Source organism: Sodalinema gerasimenkoae IPPAS B-353, assembly GCF_009846485.1.
In the GTDB taxonomy this organism is placed as follows: domain Bacteria; phylum Cyanobacteriota; class Cyanobacteriia; order Cyanobacteriales; family Geitlerinemataceae; genus Sodalinema; species Sodalinema gerasimenkoae.
Genome location: NZ_ML776472.1, coordinates 1462914 through 1476189 on the forward strand (window position 1 = coordinate 1462914; position 13276 = coordinate 1476189).

A 13276-nucleotide genomic window follows, 5' to 3' on the forward strand; every position below is an offset into this window, starting at 1 on the left:
GCGAACGGCCGTTCGCCCTTCTGGGTGTCAGCCCTCCTAGGCGTCGGGTGTCTGGCAAGCTTATCGAAAAAGGCATTAATATGACTGATTTCCGAAATAAGTAAAAAATTAGATTTCATCGAGTAATTTTGATTTTTTACACTCAAACTCATCGTCACTAATAATCCCTCTATTTTTTAAATCATTCAGTTTGTCTAGCTTAGCAAATACATCATCTCCTTGCTCTTGAGATATGTGAATCTCTGGCTTTAAAAACTGATGCTTAAAGTCTAGAATTCGGTTCAAAAATTCTCTCGCCTTAATTTCTTCTCCTTGAACCATGAGTGCCCCATGAATTTGGAACTTGACATCTCGTTCCACTGAGTCTTCATCTATATACTTAATATTGACTATGTTTTTCACATTTTGTAGCTGACGAGCGGTGTCACCACTTAACAGTAACGAGCGATGGTCTTCAATCTGAAAATTGTCTAATGTCACGTCCACCATGTCAGAATACATAAGTTTACACTTCAAGATATCTTGAATAAAAATCAAGGCATTCTCGGTGAGATAAGCCATACCTACTTTTTCTAAATGTGTCGGATATCCTTTGAGTCCACCTCGATAACTAGCCGTTTGATCAAAGACGATGGTTTCATCTTTAAATAGACTTAGTATTGTCTGACTTTCAATTTCTTCTTTAAGCTTTCTTTCTTGGTTTTCAAGTTCCTTTTTGAGCTTTCTTTCCTGTTTAATTTCCTGGTTTCTTTGTTTAATTTCCTGGTTTCTTTTTTTAACTTTTTCTAAATTATCAGCCGGCATGAAAACTAAGTAAACATAAGGTAAGCCCCATATAAAAAAACCTAAAAAACCAAGAAAAAACCAGTTTATAAAATTTCGATTTTTGTAAAGTGCGACACAACTAGACACGCACCCTAACACAAGCAATGGCAGGATAAATAAAAATGATACTGAATAAGCTGTCAACCAAATACCAAATAAAAAGAAAACAGTTAATAATACAGTAACTGAATCTAGGTGATCTTCAAAACTTTTATACTCCAAGTTCAATTCAAGCTTAGCTTTGGTTCGTTCCAAAAAAGAATTAAATCCCTTGCCCAAGTGTTTGGATTTTGTATTATTGATAACTGTTTTTCGTCGAGTTTGACTGGGTAGATGAGTTATTCCAGAAACTTGAGAATAAGTTGTAGGATAAGAATCAACCCTTTTTTCTGTTCTGGGCTGATTCTCTGCTAAGGATATCTCGGAATCAGAAATGGGATTTTCTCTAGATATAGTACTATCGGTGGCTTCTTCCTCGATTTTTTTCTCCTGAGATGCAAACTGCGAGAGCACAATAGTTTGCTTCCAAATCACCTTAGAGTTAGCTGACGTTCTCGCGTAAATTGTTGCAGATAGTAAGTCTTTAGGTTTCAGTTTCTTTAATCCTTCCTCAATACAAGATATTACTTTACCTTGAGATTTAACCTGTTGTCCTTGCAGCATCAAGCTCAAACAATCATTTTTAAGGGAATGTTTAGCCACAAAAACCCCTTGTAATCTCAAGCGATTGTTCAAGATCGCAACAATTGCTTGAGGCTGACCGTGCTTAGCTTGCTGAAGTAAGGAATTGTGCTGTGTCACTGAAGTTAACGATGAATCACGATCAACAAAATGCAGTATCCGAATGATAACGAACTAGGCTAGGAGGCAAAACATTAGGGTATTACTTTTTCGGTTTTGTCTCTTTCAAGATTGCGCCAATATAATTATAAGCATTTGTGAGAGAAATCGTACCCTGTTGTACTGCTTCAATCAATTTCTGAGCGTCTTCAGGGGAGATGAGATTGAGTTTAAGGGGTTCTTCAAGGAAAATACAAAACTCAGATTTATCACGATCTTTAACAGTTTTAGCTCGTTCTTTTATAGAAATCTCTCTAAGTTGATCCTGATAATTTCTCAAAAGTTCGTTACGTTTTCCTGCATTGTAGCCGCTCCCCTTGAGTAACTTAGCGGCACCAAAAGCGACTGCCCCTCCAGCAACAGCTGCACCCCCGACTAGAGCAGCCGGGGCAGCAACCACAACGCCGAATCCAGTTAACGCTGTTATAATGGGAATTGGAGCAACTCCTGCACCCAAAACAGCAGCGGCTGCACCACCGGCAACTGCACCCATTCCCGCTAAACCAAACTGGCCGACAGTTCCTGACCAATCATCAGGCTCTTTTTTTAATCGACCAATCATAGTTAATAACTCTTTTTTGCTCAGCGATTTTTTAGAAGTCATGATTGGTATAATCGATATAAGTTGACTTGAAATTCTCAGGCAGAAACAACATGTTTGAAGACTAAATTAAAGGTTTCAATGACCAAGTCAAAGAAAAGTCTAGCTACTTCAAATATATCTTCCCCAACTCCGCTAAATTTTTTATCTAGTCGATGCCCGATAACTGCTCCCGCCGCAGTAATCGTGATTCCTAGCAGAACTGCAATGGGAGATAGTAAGGGGCCAAGAAAAGGAATACTAGCTATTAAACTAGCGATCGCAGCACCGACAACCGCCCCAATTCCTGCACCGGTAACTAGCAACGGATGAGCTTTGACAAATTCCAGTATTTTCAGGAGAATGATTTTACCAATTGAAAAGACTTTGCGACCAACGCGCTTAGTATAAGTCAACAGTTCATGCAGCCGCAGGGCAACATTGGCAGGAAGTCCACTGGTTACAAGCCAAGCATAAACATCTGCACTGGTCATCTGATCGGCGTCCGACTGCCAGAGTGCCAGTTTCAAGTTAGCCTGGCCTGGCGATAAAGCATAAGACATGATAAACCTGCTACCTTGTGGTAGCTCAGCTATAACTAGAATCGACGTTTGACTGAGCAACCACAAGATCTACGCTGGGTTTTCGGGATGTCTGGGTTGCTGAGGATTTGTCTATCAATAATCTCATTTTCATTCAGCTATAGACGTTCCGGCAAGACGGAAAACGTCGGAAAAAGACGGGAGTTCCCCCTGTATCTTGTCAAAAGACGGAATATGACGGACAATGGCGGCAGAGTTTTAAACCAATGCGATCGCAGGTCATGGACTGGCAGGGTGTAATTAATAGTCTGGATAGTTTAGTATTTCAGGAAACCGGACAGCATCTGGACAACTTGCAGACGGCAATTTTGAGGGGAGTTTTGAACGGTCACAAATACTCGAAAATAGCTGATGATTATAACTGCACGATAGGTCATGTTAAAGATGAAGGCTATGAGCTGTGGCAGCTTTTATCTGACCTTTTAGAGGAAGATATTGCAAAATCAAACTTACGTGCAACTTTGGAACGATTAGGATTCACGAATTCCCAACAAAAAATTATTGGCAATCCGATTCAGATTGGCAATTTAAACCTCTATGGAAATCCAGATTCTCAACCCAAATCATCAGCTTCCAAAACTGACTCAATACAATCTGACATCCCTATTGACGCTCTAGAACTAACAGAAAACCAACGACGGGCGATCGCCAAACTTATCAGTTTCCACCTAACTCCAGCCCAAATTGCCGAAGCTTTAGGATTATCATTAGAGCAGGTGCAACATAACATCAACCCATGAGTCCATCGGAGACCAACGACTATGATAGCCCCTGGAAAGAAGCTTTAGAAGTCTATTTCCCCGACTTCATGGCTTTTTTCTTTCCCCAAGCCTATGAGGACATCGACTGGTCACGAGGGTACGAGTTTCTCGACCAAGAGTTTCAGCAAATTGTCCGAGATGCGGAACTGGGAAAACGACTGGTCGATAAACTGGTGAAAGTTTGGCGTAAAGACAACCAGGAGGCCCTTGTTCTCATCCATCTCGAAGTGCAAAGTCAATACGAAGCTCAATTCAACCAACGGGTTTTCGTCTATAACTATCGCATCTTTGACCGCTACAAGCTACCCGTGGCCAGCTTGGTGATTTTGGCCGATGATCGACCCAACTGGACCCCTAAGAACTTCGGCTATGAACTCTGGGATAGCAAAATCTCATTCGAGTTTCCCAGCGTCAAACTCTTACAGTATCAAGACCAGTGGGATCAGCTACAAGAGGATGTGAACCCCTTTGCGGTGATGGTGATGGCCCATTTGAAGACCCAAGCCACCCGACAGCAGCCGGACCAACGACTACAATGGAAGCTGGAGGTGACCAAAAGCCTCTATCGTCGGGGCTATAGCCGTCAAAACATTCTGGAACTCTTCCGACTGGTGAACTGGATCATGACCCTCCCGGAAGAGTTGGAGTTATCGTTTAACACTGAAATTGCCGCCTTTGAGGAGGAGGAAAAAATGCCTTACATCACCCCCCTAGAGCGTTTCGCTCAAGAAGCCGGAGTCTCAGCCGGAGTGTTAACAAGGGGCCGTGAAGATATCCTAGATATCTTGGAAACTCGGTTTGGACCTGTTCCCAGTTCCCTGAGCGATCGCATCAACGCCATCGACGACGCCACCTACCTGAAAACATTACTGATTCAAGCCGTCACCCTCCCCTCCCTAGAGGACTTTGAACAGGCGATCGCACCCAATTCGTAATCCCTTGACCTGTTCGTTCACAAAGCGATGACCAACGAAGCAATCAGTTGAGTCTCGTCCAGTCCATTGACGAAGAGAGAGAACAACTCGATATTCGCCTTGTGCTGTCTCCTAAGCGACACTAGAGAGAGAAGACCTTTCGGAGTTACCAACGTCACGATGCTCGATCGCATCCGAACCCTCGTTAAAGAGATTGCCCCCCGGCTAATTGAAATCCGTCGCCACATCCATACCCATCCTGAACTCAGCGGCCATGAGTACCAAACCGCCGCCTATGTGGCTGGAGTCCTCTCCTCCTGTGGGGTACAAGTCCGAGAAGGGGTGGGCAAAACTGGCGTGATTGGCGAACTCGCCGCCAGTCAACAGCCCCGCGTTGCCATTCGCACCGATATGGATGCCCTCCCCATCAGCGAACGTACCGGCTTACCCTTCGCTTCCCGCAATCCGGGGGTGATGCACGCTTGTGGTCATGATGTCCATACCACCCTGGGACTGGGGACGGCCATGGTGTTATCCCAGTTCGTCGATGAGTTGCCCGGTGCGGTGCGATTCCTGTTCCAACCCGCCGAAGAAATCGCCCAGGGCGCCCATTGGATGGTTGCTGACGGGGCGATGGACGATGTGGATGCTATTTTTGGGGTTCATGTGTTTCCCAGTATTCCAGGCGGCATTATTGGGGTGCGCTATGGAGCGTTGACGGCGGCGGCCGATGACTTGGAACTGATTATTACGGGGGAGTCGGGCCATGGGGCCCGTCCCTATGAGGCGGTGGATGCGATTTGGATTGCGGCCCAGGTGATTACGGCGTTGCAGCAGGCCATTTCCCGCACTCATAATCCCTTGCGGCCGGTGGTGTTGACCATTGGTAAGATTCAGGGAGGACGGGCCCCCAATGCGATCGCCGACTCGGTGCAACTTCTGGGAACGGTGCGATCGCTGCACCCAGAAACCCACCGCGAACTCCCGGACTGGATTGAGAACATCGTCGCCGGAGTTTGCAAAACCTACGGGGCGAAGTATGAAATGAACTATCGCCGTTTGGTTCCTTCTGTGTTTAATGACACGGCGTTGACTCAGATTGTCGAATCGACAGTGCGTCAGGCCTGGGGGGAAACGGGGATGCAAGTGTTGATGGAACCTTCGTTAGGGGCGGAGGATTTTTCTGTCTATTTAGATCATGCCCCAGGAACGATGTTTCGTCTCGGGGTGGGTCATGCCAATCAACGCAATTATGCTCTCCATCATCCTCAGTTTGATATTGATGAAGCGGCGATTATGACGGGGGTGATTACGTTAGCCTATTCCGCCTGGCAGTATTTGGAGCGTTGGCAGATGGATTAGGGTAAAGGGTTCGACGTTTGAGACACAAACCCATGCCCCAGGGAAAACATAGTCAACTGCAAAGCGCCCTCGTGACCACGCTAAATTGGGCGATCGGAATCCTCTCACCGGAGCAGAGTCACACTCGCGTCACCAAAAATCTTCTCCATCGAGGGTAGTTGGTGTCTTGGTTCCAGTCGTAGAGCTGTACGGTCAGGCTACTGTTGCGTTCGCCGGTTTCCCAGCCGGTGGGTGGGTTCACAATGAGTTCTCCGGTTGCCGTGCGTTCCAGGCGTAGGTCTTGGTTGTGGGTGGCGAGGGGGGGTATAAACCCGCTTTGGAAACCTCCAGGGACAGCCCCTCACCTGCGGGACGCGGGGCATAGCCTACTGCCCAGATGTAAGACCTAACCGTAGAGGACGCAAGAAATCTACGGTTGGGCAATCTGTTGGGTAGGAAGCCGCTATTGCAATCTCTGATTCAATAGCGGTAGTTCACAGTTTCAGAGACCTTGATCGCGGTGCGTTACGGCGGGATTTCAATGATTAGGAGAAATTTCAGTTGTATTGCCGCCTAGCGCACCGTGAGGCGCTGTACGGAGAACACGTCATCTTCGCGTAGGGCTTCGATACTCGATAGTGGGACGGTGACGACGGCTAACGTGTCGCCAGTGACGCTAAATACTTCTAAGATTGCACCATCTTCGCCGCCTTGGGGATGGGGAACGCGATCAATAAAAGCGGCAACTGTACCACAACGTAGTCCAGCTTCTGGTATGTCTCGATTGAGGGCAACATCTGTATATAAATCTGGTGTCATCATGATTTGTCCTTCGATGGAAACAGCGTGACAAATTGAAATGAGTTATTAACGGTTCGCTCGATCCAAATTGTAACAACGGCGAGACGAAGACCGTTCAAGCCTTCCAGATTGCCGGTGACGCGGTAGTATGTGCCGTATTCGTCTGCGCGATCGAACACCGCTTCGTAATCGCGAACGAGCTTTCGGAGTGCTGAATCTAGTGCTGGACTCTCTTCTAGTGTAAAGCCTGCCTGTGGTGAACTACCGCTATTGAATCGGAGATTGCAATAGCGGCTTCCTACCCAACAGATTGCCGAACCGTAGAGGACGTAAGAAATCTACGGTTCGGTCTTACATCTGGACAGTAGGCTTGGCCCCGCGTCCCGCAGGTCAAGAGTCGTAGTCCCTCTTCTCTGAGGTTGATAGCTGCATTGAGATCGCGATCGTGACGAGTCCCACAGCTAGAACAAGTCCAATTTCTGACATCTAGTGACAGACTATCGATTTGATTCAAGCAAACGTTGCAGGTTTTAGAAGAGGGGAAGAATCTATCAACTTCAATATAGATCTTCCCTTCCTGCTCGGCTTTGTACTTTAGCATGGTCAAAAACATTCCCCAACCGACTTGGCTGATTGCCTTAGCCAGGTTGGGGTTCTTGACCATGCCTTTGACATTGAGGTTTTCCACACAGATGACTTGGTTTTCGTCAACTATCCTACGCGATAGCTTGTGTAGGAAATCCTCCCGACAACGTGCTACTTTGTTATGTACCTTAGCGACTTTCTTTCGTGCTTTATTGCGGTTGTTAGAGCCTTTCTGTTTTCTCGATAAGTCTTGCTGCTTACGTTTCAGGTTACGCTCATGTTTAGCCATCCATCTTGGGTTATCAAATTTAGACCCATCGGACGTTACAGCAAAATAATTTAATCCAAGGTCTACGCCGACGGCTTTTCCCTCGGTGGATGAGTCTGGATTGGGTTTTCCATCTTCAAAGAGAATCGAAGCAAAATACTGGTCGCAGCGATTTTTGGTAACGGTGACGGTTTTTACCTTACCCTCTATTGGTCGATGAACAACCGCTTTAATTTCCCCAACCTTTGGCAGCTTCAAGGCGTTCTCCAACACCTTGACATTTTGAGGATACTGGATGGATTGTTTGCCGTGTTTGGACTTAAATCGCGGATACCTAGCCCGCTTCTCAAAGAAGTTGTTAAAAGCGGTTCCCAGGTTAATACAAACCTGTTGAAGGCACTGCGAGTAGGTCAGTTTTAACCACTCATGCTCTTGTTTAAGGCTGGGAATCTTTTTCTTGATGTCGTAACTAGATAGCCCTTTCCCAGTCTCCTGGTAGGTTTGATTCATCAAGTTCAGACTATAGTTCCACAGCCATCTGCAATTGCCGAGGGATTGCTCCAGCGATTGCTTCTGCTGCTCATTTGGGTAGAGTCTGATTTTGACGACTTTGAGCATCAGGGCAAATTAGATCCACCATAAACACTCTACCATACGTTACTGCCGCAATTCATCTCACGCTTCAATCAGAGATTTGAAGCGGAGGATTCTTGCGGATTTGGCTAAAAATTTTGACTTATCACCTTTAAGACGCGGCACGAGCAAATATCGCGTCAATTTTGACGTTGGGATAATAATCTCCGCCGGTAATTTCATCAGGATTAACCCGGTGTTATCGATCGCTCATGTAATGTTGCCATACTCCAGCGGATTTACCCTGGGTTCTTACGCTCTGCGTGGATAGGGATGGGCAACCACAAGGGAACCCGTTGGTGTTCCCTACCCGTTGGTGTTCCCTACCCGTTGGTGTTGGGATGGGCAACCACAAGGGATTGCCCCTACGGGGTGTCCTCTCCCCCGATTTCCCGAAAATCACCAATACAAACAAACGCCGCCCAGAACTCTGGAGACACAAAAGGCCTCCAATCATCCGGTTTTCCCGACAACTCCTTAAGCCATTGACCGCTTTCATAAGAAATCACCCCCACCCGAGCGATGACCTTGTCCGTCAACCAAGTTTGACGAATCTGCCCCACCCGCAAACCCCGTAAATAGGCCTGAGCCTCCTCCAACCCCTTCGTCCGGGGGAGACCCCGTTCAAACAAATTCTCGTAGAATCGGTTCATCAAAATCGCCGTCGGCACATCCGGGACCGACCATAAACTCATCACCACCGTTTCCGCACCCGCCAAAATGAAAGAACGGCGCAACCCCATCACCCCCTCACCAATCGACTTTCCCCCCAACGCCGTATCACAAGCCGACAACACCACTAACCAGGTTCCCGTCAAATCTAACCCCATCGTCCCCTGAGCCGTCAGCAGACCTTCCTCCGCCTCAAGGGGTAACTCCCCCGGCGAGACCAAGGCCGTATTCGCCCCTGCCAAGGCCAAACCCGAGCGAGTCAGGGGGTCCAGTCCCGAAGCCAACTTCCCCCCCCAGGCCATCTCCGAGGCTGTCTCAGCCGTCGGAGACTCCTGGGACGTCAGCCCAAGGAAATAACCGTGGGTCGCCAGATGCAGCACTTTGGGCGAGCGACATTGAGACAACAACGACTTGACCGCCTGGCCGTCCAGATAAGCCGCCACCCCCAAAAATTGAGCCACCCGTTCCCCCTCCAACTGAGTTCCCGGAAGCGGGGAGAAGGGTAATTTCTCCTGACTCCCCAACTCCCGACGTAGAGACCCCAAATTCACAGCCATCTTGGCCCTATCCGCCAAAGATGGACCCGAGTTGAGGTCATCGGCCCGAATTCCCGACGACCCCACCGCCGAGGAAACCCCTGGATTGCCAGAGTCCGACAACTCCAACCATCGGGGAAGCACAACAGGAAGCAGCAGAATCCCCAGCAACAACAGTCCCCCAACCCATTCAGGAAACAGAGCCAACAGCAGCAAAACCCCGAAAAACCCAAGACTAACCAGAGTCGCGAGGATGACCTCTCGGGGGAGACGCAGGCGGAATTGGCGTCCCTGGGGAGAGGCGGCTGCAACAAGGGATTCCTGCTGAGGGAGATGGAGACCCAAATTAAAATCCGGATTGGCAATCACCAACGGCTGGCTCAACTGCACGGGAATTTTCACCGTCAGGCGCAAAATATCCCGCCCCACATTGAGATAGCGCAACTCAAACTCCCCCATCAACTCCTGAATGCCATCCCTAGAGAGCAAGCTAAAGGGGAGAGTCGTCAATTCCCCATCCGGGCAGAGATAGAGAACCTGTTGCGGGGAGAGATAGGCGGTTAAGGGTTCAATGAGACGTTGATAGAGATGTTTGCCCACCTCAGGATAGTCATAACTCGGGGTATCCTGAGAGGTTTCTGGGATATCTAAAGCCGCCACCCGACTATCAGGGGAAGATTTAGAATGTTCCCCAGAAGCCCAACGGCGGAACCGGCGACAGTCCTCATCAATCGGGGCCACCTCCCCCAAATCCAGCATCTCCACCGCCTCGGGTTGACCAGCGGTTAGGATAAAGGCGAGATAACGGGGCGATGACCAGGACGGTTCTCCCTTACTCCGAACCGCCGAGAAATTGTAGGGGCGATATTGGACAAACTCAACCAGACTTGAACCGGGGGGGAGGTTGGCGGCGATGGCTTGGCAATTGGCTTGTTTTAACTGCTGTTCCAGGTTCATTTCCGGGATTTGCCGACCGAGGACTTGTTCCAGGGCCTCCTGTTTTTGCCGTAACGCCTGCAATTGTTGGGGGAGTTTGTCCTGTAACTGAGGGGGGGCCTGAAATTGTAGATAGGCCTGTTGACGAATCAGTTCTCGGTACTCTTCATATTGGGGGGCCAGGTGACGGTAGCGTTGGGAAAGGATGGAGGTTCGCAACACCAGTCCCGCTTCGGTGGCTAGGCCCTTGCGTTGCAACAGGACATCCAGGGCCGCTTGTGTGACGTTGAAGTCATGGGAGAAATGTTGCTGCACGAGGGAGAGGAACAGCTCTAATTGCCCATAGGTTTGTTTCAGATAGTCTAACCGTTGTCGGTCACTGCTGATGGCGAACACCTCGCCCAGCACCCGATTTTGAATGGTGATGGCATCTTGCATGAGTTCCAAGGCGGCGTTGGGGCGATTGGTTGCTAGGTACAGTCCCGCCAAATTGTTTAAACTCGTGGCATAGTCAGGATGACCGTCTCCCAACTGCTGTTTGTCAATCTCCATCGCTTGGTGGTAAAGGGGTTCCGCCTCCCCCCACCGCCCCATGTCCCCGTACAGTAACGCCAAATTGTTTAAACTCGTGGCATAGTCAGGATGACCGTCTCCCAACTGCTGTTTGCGAATCTCCATCGCTTGGCAGAAAAGGGGTTCCGCCTCCTCCCACCGCCCCATGTGCCAGTACAGTGTCGCCAAATTGTTTAAACTCGTGGCATAGTCAGGATGACCGTCTCCCAACTGCTGTTTGCGAATCTCCATCGCTTGGCAGAAAAGGGGTTCCGCCTCCTCCCACCGCCCCATGTGCCAGTACAGTGTCGCCAAATTGTTTAAACTCGTGGCATAGTCAGGATGACCGTCTCCCAACTGCTGTTTGCGAATCTCCATCGCTTGGCAGAAAAGGGGTTCCGCCTCCTCCCACCGCCCCATGTGCCAGTACAGTGTCGCCAAATTGTTTAAACTCGTGGCATAGTCAGGATGACCGTCTCCCAACTGCTGTTTGCGAATCTCCATCGCTTGGCAGAAAAGGGGTTCCGCCTCCTCCCACCGCCCCATGTCCCGGTACAGTCCCGCCAAATTGTTTAAACTCGTGGCATAGTCAGGATGACGGTCTCCCAACTGCTGTTTCCAAATCTCCATCCCTTGGCAGAAAAGGGGTTCCGCCTCCCCCCACCGCCCCATCTTCCAGTACAGTCCCGCCAAATTGTTTAATAAAGTGGCATACTCAGAATGATGAGTTCCAAAGGCAGATTTCCCCAGATGACAGGCTTGTTCAGCCAAGTGAACCCCCCGCGCATACTCACCCGTCTCAAGAGCCATCAGTGACTGGCGACGCAACCGTTTAATTTCCTCAAAACTTGTCTCAAACATCTGCTGACTTTCACCTCAACGTCCAACAAAACAGGATATCTCCGAGTTCGCCCCAGCCGTCCTTTCCCTCACCCCTCGTGCACCTGAAAGCGTTTATAAAACAACTTTCCTTGCCACTGTTTACCCAGTTCCCGAAAAATCTCCCCTAACCGTTGTTCATCCACCTCAATATCCCTCGGTTCACCATCAGGACGAACCCAAGACAAGGCCAGGGGAGTTTCCGTGACAATCGCCAAAAAATACTCCTCCCCCACCTCCGTAAACCTTAACGACGAGACCAACCCCTCGTTATCGGGGATACGGAGAGGTTGATGGGCCTGACAGCGGGGGTTCGGCTGAAAGGCTTGGGAGGGAGACAGACAAATCCGGGTCATCGGATTCTCTCTCGACGAGTCTTGACTGCAATTAAGCAACAGTAAATAGCCACTTTCGGGTAAAGTCACCTCTAAATAATAGGGTTCTTTCGCTTCGAGACTCGTCTCGCGGCTGGGAATGTCCCCCAAATCCAGTTTCCGACGAAATTCGCTGGACTTGAGGGGTTTCATCTGCAACTCTTTCACCCCACAACCGGCAAATTTCGTCGCCCAACTCCAACCCTCACGGGGAAATTTACAAGTCCAGAACCAGTCATAAATCACTTGCCAAGGATAACGGTCTTCGGGAGTTTTCGGACTCCAGCCTCGTTCCCGTTTCAAGTCTTGCCCGTTCACCCCATCGGCGGCCATTTCAGCGGCGAATGTCTCTTGGACTTTCCCGATAACCGCCGCTAGGGTGGCGGGCATATTACGGGTGTGAAAGCCTTGGTTTAGGGACTGACGAATCTGTTTGGCGACGTCGCTGTTCGTCTGATGTCGATTTTGGGGATGGAAACGCCACCAAAAACACCAGCTTTGGGGTTCGCTGCGGCTGTTCCACATCACGGTTTTGCTGAGGTGATGTAAGAACTGTTCCTGGAAGGAGGAGGGATTGGGGTTGAACATGGTTTCACCTCTCGTGGTGGCTGGTGCTGACGGCTTCAGGTTGGGGATGAGCTGCCGCAGGTTTGTTTATTTTTAAGGTAGCACAAGCCTTGCAAAATTGGCTTTATTTTTTGGCTTTTTGGTTCGAGCCTAAATGGCTACAAGCTCTATATGGTAATTGGTCTGGGGATTTGATTTATGTTATTAAAAAATGTTGCGAACTGGATATATTATTTGTTTTTATTTGCTTTGATTGACTTTAATTACCTTTAATATAAGTCTTGAGAGTTCAGGGCGAAGACTCCCGTTTGTTTGCCTTCCCTTGTGATTTAGCTCGGGCCAAGTCATGCCCTTGGAGCGGCTCGGCTTCCCGAGTATAGGCGGCAGAGCCGCCCAGGGTCCGTGTCACGGCTTCAGCCATGACACGAGGGGGAAGAGTCCGTGTCACGGCTTCAGCCATGACACGAGGGGAGAGGGGAATAAACCCAAATTTTATTTAAATTTATATCCCAAAATTTCAACCGATTAACTTTATATTTGTTGCAGTTTTATAGCCATTTACAATAATTTTTAGCCTGGTTTTTGATAGAAGTGTCCAGGCTTTGAGTGG

12 protein-coding genes and 1 pseudogene are annotated in these 13276 nt (G+C 48.8%); 3 read left to right on the forward strand and 10 right to left on the reverse strand.

Annotated features, from left to right (window positions below; translation table 11 throughout):
* Window positions 1-108: 108 nt before the first annotated feature.
* The 3 genes from L855_RS06530 to L855_RS06540 form a co-directional block, all read right to left on the reverse strand.
* Window positions 109-1626, reverse strand: coding sequence for an SHOCT domain-containing protein (locus L855_RS06530; protein ID WP_159785729.1), 1518 nt, complete (start codon window positions 1624-1626; stop codon window positions 109-111).
* Window positions 1627-1708: 82 nt separating this feature from the next.
* Complete coding sequence (locus L855_RS06535; protein WP_159785757.1) at window positions 1709-2269, reverse strand: hypothetical protein; 561 nt, start codon at window positions 2267-2269, stop codon at window positions 1709-1711.
* 35 nt (window positions 2270-2304) lie between these two features.
* On the reverse strand, window positions 2305-2808 hold the full coding sequence (locus L855_RS06540; protein ID WP_159785760.1) for a hypothetical protein: 504 nt from the start codon (window positions 2806-2808) through the stop codon (window positions 2305-2307).
* 245 nt (window positions 2809-3053) lie between these two features.
* Here L855_RS06540 and L855_RS06545 point away from each other — a divergent pair, with 245 nt between their 5' ends.
* The 3 genes from L855_RS06545 to L855_RS06555 all read left to right on the forward strand — a co-directional run bounded on the left by L855_RS06545 (window position 3054) and on the right by L855_RS06555 (window position 5884).
* Entirely contained in the window at window positions 3054-3587 is a 534-nt protein-coding gene (locus L855_RS06545) for a helix-turn-helix domain-containing protein (RefSeq protein ID WP_246198746.1), read from the forward strand.
* Window positions 3584-4543 (forward strand): RpnC/YadD family protein, encoded by a 960-nt coding sequence (locus tag L855_RS06550; RefSeq protein ID WP_159785766.1) that lies wholly within the window; start codon window positions 3584-3586, stop codon window positions 4541-4543. Before L855_RS06545 ends, L855_RS06550 begins: the two co-directional genes overlap by 4 nt.
* Window positions 4544-4702: 159 nt before the next feature.
* On the forward strand, window positions 4703-5884 hold the full coding sequence (locus L855_RS06555; RefSeq protein ID WP_159785769.1) for a M20 family metallopeptidase: 1182 nt from the start codon (window positions 4703-4705) through the stop codon (window positions 5882-5884).
* A gap of 151 nt (window positions 5885-6035) precedes the next feature.
* Here L855_RS06555 and L855_RS21710 read toward each other — a convergent pair.
* The 7 genes and pseudogenes from L855_RS21710 to L855_RS06585 all read right to left on the reverse strand — a co-directional run.
* Window positions 6036-6182 (reverse strand): annotated as a pseudogene (locus tag L855_RS21710) (Uma2 family endonuclease); the annotation flags it as partial.
* A 254-nt stretch (window positions 6183-6436) separates the two neighbouring features.
* Complete coding sequence (locus tag L855_RS06565) at window positions 6437-6685, reverse strand: DUF4926 domain-containing protein (protein ID WP_246198747.1); 249 nt, start codon at window positions 6683-6685, stop codon at window positions 6437-6439.
* The gene (locus L855_RS22760) at window positions 6682-7002 is read right to left on the reverse strand and encodes a DUF6883 domain-containing protein (RefSeq protein ID WP_425500599.1); all 321 of its coding nucleotides are present in this window, start codon (window positions 7000-7002) and stop codon (window positions 6682-6684) included. Before L855_RS22760 ends, L855_RS06565 begins: the two co-directional genes overlap by 4 nt.
* The gene (locus L855_RS06570; RefSeq protein ID WP_159785772.1) at window positions 6963-8135 is read right to left on the reverse strand and encodes an RNA-guided endonuclease InsQ/TnpB family protein; all 1173 of its coding nucleotides are present in this window, start codon (window positions 8133-8135) and stop codon (window positions 6963-6965) included. Before L855_RS06570 ends, L855_RS22760 begins: the two co-directional genes overlap by 40 nt.
* Before the next feature lie 380 nt (window positions 8136-8515).
* Window positions 8516-11707: a tetratricopeptide repeat protein gene (locus L855_RS06575; RefSeq protein WP_159785775.1), complete on the reverse strand. Its 3192-nt coding sequence runs from the start codon at window positions 11705-11707 to the stop codon at window positions 8516-8518.
* Between the two features lie 68 nt (window positions 11708-11775).
* Window positions 11776-12687: a DUF4384 domain-containing protein gene (locus tag L855_RS06580; RefSeq protein ID WP_159785778.1), complete on the reverse strand. Its 912-nt coding sequence runs from the start codon at window positions 12685-12687 to the stop codon at window positions 11776-11778.
* A gap of 268 nt (window positions 12688-12955) precedes the next feature.
* On the reverse strand, window positions 12956-13126 hold the full coding sequence (locus L855_RS06585) for a hypothetical protein (RefSeq protein WP_159785781.1): 171 nt from the start codon (window positions 13124-13126) through the stop codon (window positions 12956-12958).
* Window positions 13127-13276 lie beyond the last annotated feature (150 nt).

Bases quoted from the DNA above. Each gene is read 5' to 3' on its own strand.
- L855_RS06555 (WP_159785769.1), top strand. From the start codon at position 4,703: ATGCTCGATCGCATCCGAACCCTCGTTAAAGAGATTGCCCCCCGGCTA.
- L855_RS06550 (WP_159785766.1), top strand. From the start codon at position 3,584: ATGAGTCCATCGGAGACCAACGACTATGATAGCCCCTGGAAAGAAGCT.
- L855_RS06570 (WP_159785772.1), bottom strand. From the start codon at position 8,135: ATGCTCAAAGTCGTCAAAATCAGACTCTACCCAAATGAGCAGCAGAAG.
- L855_RS06575 (WP_159785775.1), bottom strand. From the start codon at position 11,707: ATGTTTGAGACAAGTTTTGAGGAAATTAAACGGTTGCGTCGCCAGTCA.
- L855_RS06580 (WP_159785778.1), bottom strand. From the start codon at position 12,687: ATGTTCAACCCCAATCCCTCCTCCTTCCAGGAACAGTTCTTACATCAC.
- L855_RS06545 (WP_246198746.1), top strand. From the start codon at position 3,054: ATGCGATCGCAGGTCATGGACTGGCAGGGTGTAATTAATAGTCTGGAT.
- L855_RS06535 (WP_159785757.1), bottom strand. From the start codon at position 2,269: ATGACTTCTAAAAAATCGCTGAGCAAAAAAGAGTTATTAACTATGATT.
- L855_RS06540 (WP_159785760.1), bottom strand. From the start codon at position 2,808: ATGTCTTATGCTTTATCGCCAGGCCAGGCTAACTTGAAACTGGCACTC.
- L855_RS06565 (WP_246198747.1), bottom strand. From the start codon at position 6,685: ATGATGACACCAGATTTATATACAGATGTTGCCCTCAATCGAGACATA.
- L855_RS06585 (WP_159785781.1), bottom strand. From the start codon at position 13,126: ATGGCTGAAGCCGTGACACGGACTCTTCCCCCTCGTGTCATGGCTGAA.